This window comes from Stenotrophomonas nitritireducens, from assembly GCF_001700965.1.
Classification (GTDB): Bacteria; Pseudomonadota; Gammaproteobacteria; order Xanthomonadales; family Xanthomonadaceae; genus Stenotrophomonas; species Stenotrophomonas nitritireducens_A.
The window spans coordinates 386,490-401,377 of sequence record NZ_CP016756.1; the positions used below are offsets into that span (position 1 = coordinate 386,490).

At 65.6% G+C, this 14,888-nt stretch carries 15 protein-coding genes; 8 read left to right on the forward strand and 7 right to left on the reverse strand.

Annotated elements, in window-relative coordinates; genetic code table 11:
* The first annotated feature begins 28 nt into the window (after window positions 1-28).
* The 4 genes from dbpA (at window position 29) to BCV67_RS01720 (ending at window position 4,692) form a co-directional block, all read left to right on the forward strand.
* Window positions 29-1,405 (forward strand): ATP-dependent RNA helicase DbpA, encoded by a 1,377-nt coding sequence (gene dbpA / locus BCV67_RS01705; RefSeq protein WP_062166200.1) that lies wholly within the window; start codon window positions 29-31, stop codon window positions 1,403-1,405.
* Window positions 1,406-1,441: 36 nt separating this feature from the next.
* Window positions 1,442-2,533 carry a sensor histidine kinase gene (locus BCV67_RS01710; protein ID WP_062166201.1) on the forward strand — a complete coding sequence of 364 codons (1,092 nt, stop codon included), beginning with the start codon at window positions 1,442-1,444 and terminating at the stop codon, window positions 2,531-2,533.
* Window positions 2,530-3,240: a LytR/AlgR family response regulator transcription factor gene (locus BCV67_RS01715; protein ID WP_062166202.1), complete on the forward strand. Its 711-nt coding sequence runs from the start codon at window positions 2,530-2,532 to the stop codon at window positions 3,238-3,240. Before BCV67_RS01710 ends, BCV67_RS01715 begins: the two co-directional genes overlap by 4 nt.
* Window positions 3,241-3,354: 114 nt before the next feature.
* Window positions 3,355-4,692: an acyl-CoA thioesterase/bile acid-CoA:amino acid N-acyltransferase family protein gene (locus BCV67_RS01720; protein ID WP_062166203.1), complete on the forward strand. Its 1,338-nt coding sequence runs from the start codon at window positions 3,355-3,357 to the stop codon at window positions 4,690-4,692.
* A gap of 14 nt (window positions 4,693-4,706) precedes the next feature.
* Here the strand turns inward: BCV67_RS01720 and BCV67_RS01725 are convergent, their stop codons facing one another.
* From BCV67_RS01725 to BCV67_RS01750, 6 genes are all read right to left on the reverse strand, one after another.
* Complete coding sequence (locus BCV67_RS01725) at window positions 4,707-5,033, reverse strand: hypothetical protein (protein WP_062166204.1); 327 nt, start codon at window positions 5,031-5,033, stop codon at window positions 4,707-4,709.
* On the reverse strand, window positions 5,033-5,815 hold the full coding sequence (locus tag BCV67_RS01730; protein ID WP_062166205.1) for a thioesterase family protein: 783 nt from the start codon (window positions 5,813-5,815) through the stop codon (window positions 5,033-5,035). Before BCV67_RS01730 ends, BCV67_RS01725 begins: the two co-directional genes overlap by 1 nt.
* Window positions 5,816-5,848: 33 nt before the next feature.
* Window positions 5,849-6,391: an adenine phosphoribosyltransferase gene (locus BCV67_RS01735; protein ID WP_156455724.1), complete on the reverse strand. Its 543-nt coding sequence runs from the start codon at window positions 6,389-6,391 to the stop codon at window positions 5,849-5,851.
* A gap of 15 nt (window positions 6,392-6,406) precedes the next feature.
* Complete coding sequence (locus BCV67_RS01740) at window positions 6,407-7,969, reverse strand: protein adenylyltransferase SelO (protein ID WP_062166207.1); 1,563 nt, start codon at window positions 7,967-7,969, stop codon at window positions 6,407-6,409.
* Between the two features lie 50 nt (window positions 7,970-8,019).
* Window positions 8,020-8,712, reverse strand: a complete 693-nt coding sequence (locus BCV67_RS01745) for a glutathione S-transferase family protein (RefSeq protein WP_062171320.1) — start codon at window positions 8,710-8,712, stop codon at window positions 8,020-8,022.
* A gap of 180 nt (window positions 8,713-8,892) precedes the next feature.
* Window positions 8,893-9,102: a cold-shock protein gene (locus BCV67_RS01750; RefSeq protein ID WP_054659637.1), complete on the reverse strand. Its 210-nt coding sequence runs from the start codon at window positions 9,100-9,102 to the stop codon at window positions 8,893-8,895.
* Between the two features lie 309 nt (window positions 9,103-9,411).
* Between BCV67_RS01750 and BCV67_RS01755 the strand changes: the two genes are divergently transcribed.
* Window positions 9,412-9,885: a YaiI/YqxD family protein gene (locus tag BCV67_RS01755; protein ID WP_062166208.1), complete on the forward strand. Its 474-nt coding sequence runs from the start codon at window positions 9,412-9,414 to the stop codon at window positions 9,883-9,885.
* A 3-nt stretch (window positions 9,886-9,888) separates the two neighbouring features.
* Here BCV67_RS01755 and BCV67_RS01760 read toward each other — a convergent pair whose 3' ends face one another.
* Window positions 9,889-10,758: a pseudouridine synthase gene (locus BCV67_RS01760; protein WP_062166209.1), complete on the reverse strand. Its 870-nt coding sequence runs from the start codon at window positions 10,756-10,758 to the stop codon at window positions 9,889-9,891.
* A gap of 63 nt (window positions 10,759-10,821) precedes the next feature.
* Here BCV67_RS01760 and BCV67_RS01765 point away from each other — a divergent pair, with 63 nt between their 5' ends.
* The 3 genes from BCV67_RS01765 to BCV67_RS01775 all read left to right on the forward strand — a co-directional run bounded on the left by BCV67_RS01765 (window position 10,822) and on the right by BCV67_RS01775 (window position 14,830).
* The gene (locus BCV67_RS01765; RefSeq protein ID WP_057629788.1) at window positions 10,822-11,370 is read left to right on the forward strand and encodes a YaeQ family protein; all 549 of its coding nucleotides are present in this window, start codon (window positions 10,822-10,824) and stop codon (window positions 11,368-11,370) included.
* 6 nt (window positions 11,371-11,376) lie between these two features.
* Window positions 11,377-12,567 (forward strand): NAD(P)/FAD-dependent oxidoreductase, encoded by a 1,191-nt coding sequence (locus tag BCV67_RS01770; RefSeq protein ID WP_062166210.1) that lies wholly within the window; start codon window positions 11,377-11,379, stop codon window positions 12,565-12,567.
* A gap of 193 nt (window positions 12,568-12,760) precedes the next feature.
* Complete coding sequence (locus BCV67_RS01775) at window positions 12,761-14,830, forward strand: EAL domain-containing response regulator (RefSeq protein ID WP_062166211.1); 2,070 nt, start codon at window positions 12,761-12,763, stop codon at window positions 14,828-14,830.
* Window positions 14,831-14,888: the final 58 nt, after the last annotated feature.

The window sequence follows — 14,888 nt, forward strand, 5'->3', positions numbered from 1 at the left end:
CGTGGCCCGGCTTCTGCGAAAATGCGCCATGACTGATTTCTCTACCCTGCCGCTGTCGCCGGCACTCGCTCCTGGCATCGACGCGCTGGGCTATACCTCGATGACCCCGGTACAGGCGCTGGCGCTGCCGCCGATCCTGGAAGGCCGCGACGTGATCGCGCAGGCCCCCACTGGCAGCGGCAAGACCGCCGCCTTCGGCCTGGGCCTGCTCAACCGCCTCGACCTGTCCGTCAGCCGCACCCAGGCACTGGTACTGTGCCCGACCCGCGAACTGGCCGACCAGGTTGGCAAGCAGCTGCGCAAGCTGGCCACCGGCATCCCCAACCTGAAGCTGCTGATCCTCACCGGCGGCATGCCGCTGGGTCCGCAGCTGGCCTCGCTGGAGGCGCATGACCCGCAGGTCGTGGTCGGCACACCCGGTCGCGTGCAGGAACTGGCACGCAAGCGCGCGTTGAACCTGGGCCAGGTACGCACCTTCGTATTGGACGAAGCCGACCGCATGCTCGACATGGGCTTCGAAGAACCCATCCGCGAGATCGCCGGGCGCACCCACAAGGAACGCCAGAGCCTGCTGTTCTCGGCTACTTTCCCGGAGGCAATCCGCGACCTGGCCCGTGCCCTGCTCAACGAGCCGGTCGAAGTGACCATCGATGGCCAGGCCGAAGCACCGGCGATCCAGCAGCTGTTCTTCGAAACCGAGCCGGCCAACCGCCAGAAGGCCCTAGGCGGCCTGTTGCTGAAATACACGCCGGAATCGGCGGTGGTGTTCTGCAATACCCGCAAGGACGTGGACGAAGTAGCCAACTCGCTGCGCCAGTTCGGCTTCTCCGCGCTGGCCCTGCACGGCGACATGGAACAGCGCGACCGCGATGAAGTGCTGATGCAGTTCTCCAACCGCAGCTGCAACGTGCTGGTCGCCAGTGACGTGGCCGCGCGCGGCCTGGACGTGGAAGACCTGGCCGCCGTGGTCAACTACGAGCTGCCCACCGATATCGACACCTACCAGCACCGCGTCGGCCGTACTGGCCGTGCCGGTCGCAATGGCCTGTCGTTGAGCCTGGTTGCCGGCCGCGAGCGCAACCGCGCCGATGCACTGGAAGCACAGCAGGGCAAGCCGCTGAACTGGCAGAAGACCCCGCTGGCAACCGCACGCCCGGCAGAACTGCCACAGGCGGCGATGACCACCCTGCGCATCGATGGCGGCAAGACCGACAAACTGCGTGCCGGCGATATCCTCGGCGCACTGACCGGCGAGGCCGGGCTGTCGGCCAAGGCCATCGGCAAGATCGACATCTTCCCCACCCGCTCCTACGTCGCCATTGCCCGCGAGCAGGTTGGCAAGGCATTGGCGCGGTTGGAGGCAGGCAAGATCAAGGGCAAGCGTTTCCGCGTCCGCAAGATGTAAGCAGGCGCCGGCACAGCCCGGCACTTGAATGCGTACATGTTTTCGCAGACCGACTCCAACACTTCCAGCCCTGCTGGTGACACACATGCCACGGACGTCCCGTGGCATGTGCTGTGTGCTGGTTGGCTGCTGCTCACCCTGGTCACCTTGCCGGCAGTGCAGCTGACCGGGCCTGCTGCCGGCAGCCTGGCTCCCGCTGAGCTGATGCGCTCGCTGCTGTTCCTGCTGGGCATCCACTGCAGTTGGTTGCTGGCAACCCCGTGGCTGTGGCGGCTCTGCACGCGTTGGCCGCTCGGCACCGGAAACGATGCCACGGCGACAGCCAAGCTATTGGCCGCCGGAGCCTGCATCATTCCGCTGCTGTCCTTGACCGGCTGGCTGCTTGGCTACTCGCTGTCGCAGCTGGCAATTCCTCGTACCCTGCCCGACAACTGGCTGCATGCGGTTACCGCCACCAGTCTGTTCGCACTGCCAACCTATATCGCCGTCATCGGCATCGGCCAGGCGCTGGCCTATATCCGCCGCTATCGCCGCCGTGGCGAACTGCTGGCGCAGGCGCGCGAACAAGCCTTGCGGGCACGCCTTAACCACCATTTCCTGTTCAACGCACTCAATGCCATCGGCGCACTGGGTTACCGCGATGCCGAGCGCGCCGATGCGGCATTGGCGCAGCTCGGCGAACTGCTGCGCAACCTGCTGCAGAGCGAACCCTTTGTCGCCCTGCGTGAGGAAGTGGCGCACGCCATGGCCTTCGTCGAATTGCAGCAACTGTTGCAGCAACACCCCGTACAGTTGCAACTGCAGGTCAGCGCCGATGCCTGGGATGCACACGTACCCAGCCTGGTACTGCAGCCATTGATCGAGAACGCCGTCCGCTTCGCCAGTGCTGCAGGTACAGACGACACAACGATCAGCCTGCAGTTCGAATCGCGGGATGACCAGCTTTACCTGCAGATCCGCAACCCGCTTGGCGACGCCGCCCCTGGCATGGGGATTGGCCTGCAAGCCAGCCGCGAACGCCTGCAGGCCATCTACGGAGAGCAGGCCGAAATCCGTGCGCAGCGCGACGGCACGCACTACCAGGTCTGCATCCAGCTGCCACTTGTCAGCAGCGCGCGGGCCGCATGATCCGCACCCTGCTGGTCGAAGACGTGGCGCTGGCACGCGACAAGCTGCGGCATCTGCTTGGCATGCACGCCGATATCCAGATCGTCGGCGAGGCGTCCAGCATCGCCGAGGCCCGCTTGCTGCTGGCTGCAGAACCAATAGAGCTGCTGCTGTTGGATATCCAATTGCCCGATGAAGACGGCCTGCAGTTCGCGCGCAGCCTGCCAACACCTGCGCCGGCCATCATCTTCACCACCGCCCACAGCCAGCACGCACTCGCCTCCTACGAACTGGGGGCAATCGACTATCTGCCCAAGCCGCTGGATGCCAGCCGCCTCGCGCTCGCACTGGAACGTGCACGCCGACACCTGTCACCACCTCAAACCGCCGCGCCGCTGGCATCGTTGTGCATCCGCCATGGCAGCCGCAGCGACTACGTATCGGTCGCCGACATCGACTACATCGACAGCGCGGGTCACTACGCCTGTGTGCATGTCGGCAACCAGGTCCACCTGTTGCGCGAGAGCATCGGCCGGCTCGCCGAGCAACTGGCACCGGCCGGCTTCGTCCAGGTACAGCGCGCGGTGATCGTCAACTGCAGCCGCGTGCGCAGCCTGCTGCCGCGCCGCAACGGCGACGCAACGCTTGAGCTGCTGGATGGCACGCAGCTGCCATTGAGCAGATTGCATCGTGAGGCGTTCGAAGCCTGCATGCGCCAGCGCGGCTGATCGCGCACGGCCCACGCCAACAACTGCACGGCCTGTGCCATTGGCCATCGACAGCACTTCCGCAGCACGTCCGGCCATTGCAACATCGCGGGCCATTCACCGCCCCTGCCGACCATGCTCAAGCACCTGCTGCTTCCGCTGCTGCTCAGCTACAGCTCACTGGCCCTGGCCGCCGAACTCAACGTAACGCCTTTGGATGGTGCCGCCGACAAGCCCGTGCGGATCAGCGTCGACGGCCTGCTGCCGGCCCAGCCGGTCAAGCTGCAGTTGTCCATGCACGACAGTAGTGGCACCCGTTGGCTTGCACAGGCCACCTATCGCGCCGATCAGCACGGCATTGCCGATACCGCCTCGGCCGGCGCCGAAGCTGGCAGCTATGCCGGCATCGATGCGATGGGTTTGTTCTGGTCGATGCGGCCGGAATCGGGCAAGGGCCGGCCTACGCCATTGCCGCTGCGCAACGAGTCCGACGGCCTGCGGTTCGCGCCGGTGACGATGCAGCTGGAGGCTTTCGTCGAAGGCGAACGCATCGGTCAACAAACCCTGCTGCGACGAATCAACAGCGCCGATGTCGTCGCCACGCCCCTGCAGCTACGCGGCGTGGTCGGCAATCTCCACCACCCTGCTGGCGCACTGAACGATGGCCGCCGATATCCGGTAGTGATCACCCTGGGTGGCGCCGAGGGCGGCATCACGACCGCCAACTTGTATGCAGCATGGTTGGCGTCCAACGGTTTTGTCGCGGTCGCGCTCGCCTACTACCGGATGCCCGGTCTTCCCAAGGATCTTGTCCGCGTGCCCATCGACCCGATCAGCGACACGCTGGACTGGCTGCGTACGCAGCCCTTTGCCGGCAGGGTTGGGGTAATGGGCGGTTCCTGGGGCGGCATCGTGGCGATGGCGGCCGCAGCGCATGACCCGCGCCTGCAGGCAGCGGTGTCATGGGTAGGCAGCCCGGCACCATTTCGCGGTATCCGCCGCGATGTACCGCCAGCTGATTTCCGCGCCGTCGACGAACCCGCACTAAGCATCGGCGGCCGCGATCTGGCCTTCCTGCCCTATGTGGAACAGCTCAACTGGAACCAGCCCGGCGTGCATGCCGCAGCGCTGCAGAAGGCGATGTTGCCGATAGAGCGCATCAACGGCCCGCTGTTGCTGGTTGCGGGCGGCGATGACCAGCTTGGCGCGTCGGGTGAAATGGCTGCGTTGGCGATGCAACAGCTGCAACGGCGCAGCGTGCCGCAGCCGGATGCACTGCTCTATTACTCCGACGCTGGCCACCTGATCACGCCGTTCTACCAGCCAACGACGTTCCGCAGCGACACCGGCCCCTACATCCCGGTCGGCGGCACCGCTGAAGGCTATGCCCGCGCCGACCGTGAAAGCGGCCCGGCGGTGCTGGGCTTCCTGCGCCGGGCATTGGCTGAAGGCGAAATCCGCCTGGACCGTTGACGGCAGTACGGCCCTCAGTGCTGGCGTGTAACGGAGCGAAACGCCACAGCGATGACGCCGATACCGGCAACCATCAAAACCGACAGCGCAACGCCCTCAGCCACCCCGCGATGGATCAGCAGCAGGTACAGGCCAATGCAGGCCGCCAATGCAAACAATGGCCAGGCAGCGCGGCGACCCACCCGCCATACCAGCGTCGCGCTGAGCAGCCAGCCACAGGCCCATGCAAGCGGATCCAGGTCAGGCGCGAACTCGTAGACGTTGCAGATCACAAACCACGCGCTCCAGCCCAGCATGGCCAGCAACAGCGCCAGCCCGCCCAGCAGCCGCGCGGCGCGCATCAGGCAAACACCGCCACGCTCTGGCGGCCGCGCATCACCACCCGGCCCTGCACATCGCGGACCTGCATGTCCTGCGACGAATAACCATCGCGCGCATGCTGGCTGAAGGAACGCAGCAGGAACCATTCGCCCTGCGGCGCGGTGTCCAATAGTTCGAAATTCCAGGTGATCGAGCTGATCGGCGCCGCTGCAGTGAAACTGGCAAAAGCAGCCGGCGGCATCGCATCGGCCATCGCAACCAGGGCCACTGCCGGGTCCACCTGCCTGGCATCGAGGTGGCGAACCCAGGTCAACAGCTCCGGCACTTCCGCCCCCGACAACGGCATTGCGCCGCCGGCCGGACGCATCTGGAAGTTGCTGGTGAATGCCGGTGCAAACGGCAGCGCGGCCATGTTGAAGTCGCGGTAGGCATCGGGCCCTTCCACCGGCAACTCGCCGGCGAAATCATGGACGATGGCGCTCTCGCGGGCGCGGCCGAACACCAGTGACAAACGTGCCGCCAACTTATCGTCGGCGTACACGTCCACGGCGATATTCACCACCGATTTGCCTTCACGCAGTACCACCGGCTGGAAACGCAGCAGCCCGGCCGCAGGGCCGATGAAGGTCACCTGTGCCGAACGCAGCGGCGGCAGCGGCCCTGCATGCTGCTGCATCGCCGCCGTCACACCCAGCGCGCTGAGGATGCCGCCATAGGCCGTGCGGCCTTGGCGCCAGCTGTCAGGAAGCAGCAGCCCCTGCCCGACATCAAAGGAAGACAGCAGCTCACTCAGGGTCGGCATTGGCAACTCCACGGACAGGACGGAACAGAATTCTCAGTAGACCAGCGTTGCCGTCAGCGGCAAACCATCGGGCCAGCGTTGACGGCCACCCAGGCCATCGAGTTCAACCAGTACCGCGCCACCCAGCACCTGCGCCTCAAGCTGGGCTGCCAGCTGCAAGGCGGCAAGCAGGGTGCCACCGGTGGCGAGCACGTCATCCACCAGCAGCACGCGCGCGCCGGGCGCGGTTGCACCCACGCTGACCTCGATGCGATCGCTGCCGTATTCCAACGCGTATTCCTGCTTCAAGGTGGGCCCCGGCAGCTTGCCCGGCTTGCGCACCGGCACGAAACCCACGCCAAGCTCCAGCGCCAGCGCGGTGCCAAGGATGAAGCCGCGCGCCTCTACCCCGAGTACCGCCTGCAAGCCGGCATCGCGCCAGGGCTCGGCCATCGCTTTGACCGCAGCGCGGAAACAGGCGCCATCCCCCAATAACGGGGTGATGTCCTTGAACAGGATGCCGGGCTTGGGGAAGTCGGCGACGTCGCGGATCGGACGCGACCATTCGGGATGGGCGGTGGTGGTCATATCAATCATTCGAAGAAGGGGTACTCAGGAGCTGCACGACAGCATCGAGCAGCCGGCGCGATCGCGCGCCCACTCCGGGCGTTTGCCGGCAAATGCCTCGCGCCCGGGCTGTTCGTCGTAAGGATGCCGCATCACCTCGAGCAATTCAGCAATCCCGGCCAGATCGCCTTGTTCGGCACGGTCGATGGCCTGTTGTGCCAGCCAGTTGCGCAGCACGTAGCGGGGATTGGCGGCCTGCATGGCGGCGTGACGCGCCTGCCGCACCTGTCCGCTGGCACGCACCCGCGCCGCATGGCGTTGCAGCCAGTCGGTCAGCGCCGGCAGCACCCGCTCACGGCCGGCCGCCGAGTAGAACGCCTCGTCCAGCACCGCGACCTCCGGTGCACTGGTATCGACCGCAGCCAAGGCCCGGAATGCCAGCGTCATGTCCATCTCACCGTCCTGCAGCAGTTGCCGGAACTGCGCCATCAGTTCGGCATCGCCTTCGCGGAACTCGCCCAGACCGAGCTTGGCAACCAGATCGGCGCGCTCCTGCGCCGCATAGCGGTCGCGGAAGGCATCCAGCCCCGCCTGCAGCGGCGCCACCTCGGCAAACAGGGGCGACAGAGCCTGCGCCAGCCGCACCAGGTTCCAGTACGCCACCTGCATCTGCGTGCCAAACCGGTAACGCCGGCCCTGCGCGTCGGTGGTGTTCGGCGTCCAGTCCGGATCGTAGTCCTCGACCCAGCCGTAGGGGCCGTAGTCCAGGGTCAAGCCGAGGATGGACAGGTTGTCGGTGTTCATTACCCCGTGCACAAAGCCGACCCGCATCCAGTGCGCCACCATCACCGCAGTACGCGTGCACACCTGGGCAAACCATTGCGCGTACAAGGCCTCCCCGCCGCCCTGGAGTTCGGGGTAATCGCGGGCAATGCAGAATTCGACCAGCTGTCGCAGCAACGGCACATCGCCGCGCGCCGAAGGCAACTCGAAGCTGCCAAAGCGAATGAACGAAGGCGCTACCCGGCATACCACCGCGCCCGGCTCGGCCTGCGGATGACCGTCGTAGAACATGTCGCGCACCACCGTTTCGCCGGTACCGATCAGGCTCAACGCGCGGGTGGTCGGCACGCCCAGATGATGCATGGCTTCGGAGCACAGGAATTCACGCAGCGATGAACGCAGTACCGCGCGTCCATCGGCACCGCGCGAATACGGCGTTGGGCCGGCGCCCTTGAGTTGCAGTTCCCAGCGCTGTCCATTGGCCAGCAACTCGCCCAGTGAAATGGCGCGGCCGTCGCCCAGCTGCCCAGCCCAATGTCCGAACTGATGGCCACCATAATTCGCGGCCCAGGGCTGCATGCCTGCATACAGCGCATTGCCCGCGAACACCTCGGCAAATTCATGGCTGGCCAGCGTTGCGGAGTCGAAGCCCAGCAGCTCGGCGACTTCGGCCGAGTACGCCAACAGCTGCGGCGCGGCGACCGGCGTGGGCATCACCGCCGACCACGCGGCACCTGTCACCTCGCGGCGACGGGCGCCGGTTTCGGGGTCGCCGGGCAGCTCGTGCCGGAATCGGTTGTCAAACTGCGGGGGCGTAAGGTTCATCCTCTGAACGTGGGGCCGGGCAGGCCGCGCCGCAAGCGCTTCCGGCCTGCTCAGCGTGAACCAGCCCCCAGATCCAAGGCACCCCCGCGCTGTACTGCGCGCTGGAACGCCGGCCGCTCGGCGATGCGCGCCAGGAACGCCTGCAACTGCGGGTACTCAGCCATTGCACCGGCACGGGCGGCCGCCGCCTGGATCGGGAAACTCATCTGGATGTCCGCTGCGGTAAAGCGCTCGCCAGCGAACCAGGTGGACTGGCGCAGGCTCTGCTCCATCCAGTTCAGGTGCAGGCGCAGCTGCGGGCCGACGAAGGTCTTCATCACCTTGTCGACAATGCCGCGCGCGATCGGTTTGGCGAAAAACGGCATCGGCGACTTGCGTACCCTGGCGAACACCAGGCTCATCAGCAGCGGCGGCATGGCCGAGCCTTCGGCGTAGTGCATCCAGTAGTGGTACTTCAGACGCTCCGGCGCCTCTACCGGCAACGGCTGCGGCGACAGGTTGCGCTGCAGATCGTAACGGTCGGCCAGGTATTCAAGCACCGCCCCGGATTCGGCCAGCACCAGCGCATCGTCCTGCAGCACCGGCGATTTCCCCAGCGGATGCACCTTGCGCAGTTCCTCTGGCGCCTGCCAGGTCTTGGGATCGCGCTTGTAGCTGACCACCTCATAAGGCAGGCCCAGCTCTTCCAGCATCCACAGCACGCGCTGCGAACGCGATTGTTCCAGGTGGTGCACCGTGATCATCGCCGGCTCCATGCAATCGAAACCTCATCCTAACCAAGAGCGGCAACACGCAGCGTCAGCCCCGCGCGAAGCCCAGATGAAGATCGGTGGCAGACCCTGCGGGCAACACACGCATAAACAAAAACGCCGGAAGCTTTCGCTTCCGGCGTTTCAAGCAACCTTACGGTAGCAAGGGGTCGATTAGACCGCCTGCACCTGGTCAGCCTGCATACCCTTCTGGCCCTGCACGGCGACGAAAGTCACCTTCTGGCCTTCCTGCAGCGACTTGAAGCCGTTGCCCTGGATCGCGCGGAAATGCACGAACAGGTCCGGGCCGCTTTCCGGGGTGATGAAGCCGAAGCCCTTGGCATCGTTGAACCACTTGACAGTGCCGGTCTGACGATCAGACATGTACTAACTCCTGAAACATAAGTTGAAATAATCGCAGCCACCGGAGATCGGGGCCGAGACTGAGTTGCAGGCGTTGGTAAAGCGGATCGATGAGCCGATCAAGAAGATCAACTGCATCAGGCCACGATTCACGGTGACCCTTGCAAGCACAGTGGGATGGACGATACGCGGCTTTGTTCCAAAAAGCGATATTTACCGTATTCAGAAATTCAATTTGATTCAGTTCGGCCATTAAGTGGCTGAAATCAGTCAATTTTCTGGCGATAGCTCGCTGCCAGCAAAGTCGGCAAATCCAATAGACTGCGCAGCATGAGCCTTCAAGACGCCGTTTCCGCCACCCGAATCTGGGTTGATGCCGATGCCTGCCCGGTGGTGATCAAGGAAATCCTGTTCCGCGCCGCCGAGCGGGCAAGGATCGACACCGTGCTGGTCGCCAATCAATGGCTGCGCACCCCGCCCTCGCGCTTCATCCGCAGCATGCAGGTCGCCGGCGGGCCGGATGTTGCCGATGACGCCATCGCCGAACGGGTCAGCGCGGGCGATCTGGTAGTTACCCAGGACATCCCGCTGGCCGCGCGGGTGCTGGAAAAGAAGGCCGTGGCGCTCAATCCACGCGGCGAGCTGTATACCGCCAACACCATTGCCGAGCGGCTGTCGGTGCGCAACTTCATGGAAGAACTGCGCGGCGCCGGCGTTCAGACCGGTGGCCCGGCCACCTTGCATGCGCGTGACCGCCAGGCCTTTGCCGCCCAGTTGGACCGCTGGCTGGCGCAGCGCCGCTGAGGCTCAGCCCAGCTCGCGTTCGCTGCGGAACGCACGCGGCTCACCGCTGAGTGGGTCGATGAACGCCAGACGCCGCGCCAGCAATTGCAGGGGCTGACGATAGTCATCCGGCGCGCGTTCGATCACCTGCGGGTAGTAGTCATCGCCGAGGATGGGCGCGCCCAACGCCGCCATATGCACGCGCAGCTGGTGCTTGCGCCCGCTCACCGGCGCCAGCACGTAGCGCCAGACCGCATCACCGCGCTCGATGACGTCGATACGGCTCAGTGCATTGGCCGGGCCAGGCAACTCGGCCATGCGGAAGAACGGCTCGCCGCGGCCGATGCGGCTGTGCCGCTGCAGCGGAAACTCCAGCTCCGGCAGGGCTGGCGCCAACGCCTCGTACGCCTTTTCGATGCGGCGCTCGGCAAACAGTCGCTGGTACGCCGCGCGCGTGGCCGGGTTGCTGGAGAACAGCACCAGCCCTGCGGTACCGCGATCAATCCGGTGCAAAGGCGCCAGCTCGCGGTTGCCGGTAGCGGCCACCAGCCGCGCAAGCAGGGTCTGCTGGACGAACCGGCCGGCCGGGGTCACCGGCAGAAAATGCGGCTTGTCGGCCACCAGCAGGTGATCGTCCTGGTAGAGGATGCGTTCGGCGAAGGGCACCACGGGCTCGTCGACAACCTCGCGGAAGTACTGGATCTCCTGCCCGGCCCGCCAAGGCTGCGCCGGCGACAGCGGCTGGCCGTCCGCGCCCAGCACCCTGCCCCGCGCAAACCGGTCCAGCCATTGCGCCCGCGCCACTGTCGGGAAGCGCGCGCACAGACCCTCCAAAAGGCTGGTCCACGGGCCTGGGGCGAGCTGCAGGCGGCTGGGCAGATCAGGGGCAGGCATGTCGAGTGGGGTCCGATGCAGGGCCAGGCATTATGATGGGCGGTCTTTGTACCCGGTATTCCCATGGCCCTCACCGCCACCATCCGCAAGGCTGAGCTGCAGATCAGCGACATGGACCGCGGTTACTACGCGACCCACAACCTGACCCTGGCCCAGCATCCCTCCGAAACCGACGAGCGCCTGATGGTGCGCCTGCTCGCCTTCGCCCTCAACGCCGAGGACCGCCTGGAGTTCGGCAAGGGCCTGAGCAGCGAGGACGAGCCGGACCTGTGGCAGCTGGACTACACCGGCGATATCGAACAATGGATAGACCTCGGGCATCCGGATGAATCGCGCGTGCGCAAGGCCTGCAACCGCAGCCGCCGCGTGCAGATCGTCAATTACGGCGGCAACGCCTCCGATATCTGGTGGCAGAAGCAGGGCAAGCACCTGACCCGCTTCAACAACCTGTCGGTGGTCGACCTGCCTACCGCCTTTGTCGAACGCTGGGGTGAGCAGGTGCAGCGTGCGATGCGCTGGAGCGTGCTGATCCAGGATGGCGAAGTGCAGATCCTCAATGATCACATCCAGCTGGACGTGATCCCGGTGTGGCGCAAGCGCCCGGCGGAGTAAGCAGCGGTGGCAGACAACGTGATCCGCTGCGACGTACTGGTGATCGGCGCCGGCGCCGCAGGCCTGATGTGTGCGCTAACCGCCGGTCAGCGCGGCCGCGCTGTGCAGGTGATCGACCACGCCAACAAGGTTGGCAAGAAGATCCTGATGTCCGGAGGTGGGCGCTGCAACTTCACCAATACCGGCACCACCGCAGCCAACTTCATTTCGGCAAACCCGCACTTCTGCAAATCGGCGCTGGCCCGCTATACGCCGTCCGATTTCATCGAGATGGTCGAGCGCCACGGCATTGCCTACCACGAGAAGGAACTGGGCCAGCTGTTCTGCGACATCTCCTCCAAGCAGATCGTAAGAATGCTGCTGGACGAATGTGCCGACGCCGGGGTAAAGATCCGCACCGATTGCGGCGTGCAACACATCGAGCGCGGAGCCGATGGTTTCCGCGTGCGCACCGCACAGGGGCTGTTCCACAGTGCCTCGGTGGTGATCGCCACCGGTGGGCTGTCGATTCCCAGCATGGGCGCCACAGGCTTCGGCTACGAGCTGGCGCGCAGCTTCGGCCATGAATTGCTGCCGACCCGCGCAGGGCTGGTGCCGCTGACCCTGAGCGGCACGCACCAGGAACGCTTCGCCGAGCTCAGTGGCGTTGCCTTGCCGGTGGAGGCACGCTGTAACGGCCAGAGCTTCCGCAACTTCATGCTGATCACCCACCGCGGCATCAGCGGGCCGGCAATCCTGCAGATTTCCTCGTACTGGCAGCCCGGCAATGACCTGCGCCTGGACCTGCTGCCCGATCACGACGCGGCCCAATGGCTGCGGCAGATGAAGCGCGAGCGCGGCGCCTCCGAGCTGCGCACGGTGCTGTCCGAGGTGATGCCGCGACGGCTGGCATTGCGGCTGTGCGAGCAATGGCTGAAGGACAAGCCGATGCGCCAGCTCGACGAACCCGAACTCAAGGCCGCCGCCAGCCTGCTGTCCGATTTTCCGTTGGTGGCCAGCGGCACCGAGGGCTACCGCACCGCCGAAGTCACCCTGGGCGGCGTGGATACGCGCAAGGTGTCCTCGGCGACGATGGAGTCGCAGCTGGTACCGGGCCTGCACTTCATCGGCGAGGTGCTGGACGTGACCGGCTGGCTGGGCGGCTACAACTTCCAGTGGGCCTGGGCCTCGGGCCGCGCGGCCGGCATGGCCGCGTAGCCGCAGGCACGCGCATGACGCCCGGCTGCCGTCGCAATCGCCTTGCTGACTGGGCGCGCCCAAGCCCCCACCGCAACTGCATCCGCGCCGGCAACGGCACCGCGCGCAAGGGAATGCGTCACAGGCAAGCGACCTGCGCATAGACGCCACCGCCGTGCATCGTGTATTAAACCCCGTCCCCCGGGAGTCCTGAATGCAGAACGCCAAAGACATCACCTTGCGCTTGCTGATCGTCGACGACAGCGCCGAGAGCGCCGAGGCCATCGTCAGCACCTTGCGCAACAGCGGTATCGCGGTGCGCCCGTCCCGGCCGCAAAGCGCCGACGAGCTGAGCCAGGCCTTGAGCCAGCCCATTGATCTGGTGCTGGCAGCCAACTCCTACGCTATTCCGCAGCTGCTGCTGACCCAGCAGGTTGCCGCCAGCGGCAAGGACATTCCGATGATCCTGCTCAGCGACAGCATCGATGCGCAGATGTTGCTGGACTCGGCCGCCAACGGCATCCGCGCCATTGCCCTGCGCCAGCAACCGGACCATCTGCTGTCGGTGGTGCAGAACGAATGGACCGACCTGCAGGCGCGCCGCGGCCTGCGCCGGATCGAAGCGCAGATGCGCGAGACCGAGCGCCGCTGCGATGCGCTTATCTCGTCCTCGCGCGACCCCATCGCCTACATCCACGAAGGCATGCACATCCGTGCCAACGAAGCCTATCTGGACATGTTCGGCTATGAATCCTTCGACGACGTGGAAGGCATCTCGCTGCTGGACATGGTTGCACCGCAGCATGTGGAGAACTTCAAGCAGCTGCTCAAATCGCTGAGCAAGGGCGAGCCGCCGCCGCCGCAGTACGCGGTAGACGCGCGCAACCAGGACGGCGACACCTTCCCGGCAACGATGGAGTTCACCGCCGCCACCTATGAAGGCGAGAGCTGTTTCCAGATCGTGTTCCGCCGCCGCGAGGAGTTCGACCCCGAACTGGCCCGCGAAGTGGAAGCCTTGCGCCAGCGCGACCAGGTCACCGGCCTGCTCAACCGCCCCACCTTCATGGTGCAGCTGGAGAACGCCGTAGCCCAGGTCGGCCGCAGTGACGGCCAGTACGGCTTCCTGCTGGTCGAGCCGGACCACTACGCGCGGCTGCTGCCCGATATCGGCCTGGACTCGGCCGACGCGCTGATCTCCGCGCTTGGCCGCAAGCTGGCCGAAGCCATCGGCGACGATGCGCAGCTGGCCCGTTTCGGCGAGCATAATTTCGCCCTGCTCACCCATGGCGATTACGCGCACACCGCACAGATGGCCGAGCGCGTGCGCGGCGCATTCGCCTCCTCGGTGTTCAGCATCGGCGAACGCTCGGCGACGGTGACCGTCAGCATCGGTGGCGTGCAAGTGGGCGAGAAGATCGCCAGCGTTGGCCAGGTTCTGAACCGCGCCAATGACTGCGCACGCGCGGCCATCGAACTGGGCGGCAACACGGTCAAGGTCTTCGACCCCGGCGCTGCCGACCGGGTCGAGGAGGAACGCATCCAGAGCTGGGTGCAGCGCCTGCGCGAGGCCATTGCAGGGGATGGCTTCCAGCTGCGCTTCCGCCCGGTGCTGAACCTGATGGGCGAGCCGATCCAGCTGTACGACACCTCGCTGCAGATGGAAAACAACGGCGAGATGGTCGGCCCCGCCACCTTTCTGCCGATTGCCCAAGAGCATGAGTTGCTGGCGCCGATCAACCGCTGGGTGGTGTCCAACGCCATCCGCGCGCTGGGCGAGCGCCGTCGCGCCGGTCACCGCACCCACCTGATGGTGCGCGTCACCCCCGAATCGTTCTCCGATCCCGAGCTGCTGGCCGTCATTCGCAACGGCCTGCAGGCCGAAGGCGTGGACGGCGCGCAGCTGTGGCTGCAGATTCCCGAAGCCAAAGTATTCACCAACCTGCGCAATGCACAGCAGTTCCTCAGCGATGTCACCGCGCTCGGCTGCAAGGTGGGCCTGGAGCAGTTTGGTTCGGGCCTGGATTCCTTCCAGCTGCTGGCCCACTTCCAGCCCGGCTTCCTCAAGCTGGACAGCGCCTTCACCGCCGACCCGACCCTGGCCAAGGAGCAGCTGGAGAAGACCCAGGAAATCACCACCAAGGCGCAGTCCGCAGGCATCCTGACCATCGCCGAGTTCGTGGCTGATGCCTCGACCATGAGCTTGTTGTTCAGCGCTGGCGTTGACTATGTGGAAGGCGATTTCGTCGGGCCGCCGACGGCTGAGATGGATTTTGAGTTTGGTTGATGGGTTGTTGGGTTGCTGCTGGCTGCTTTGTCTGCGCCAAGAGCTGCCCTCACCCCAA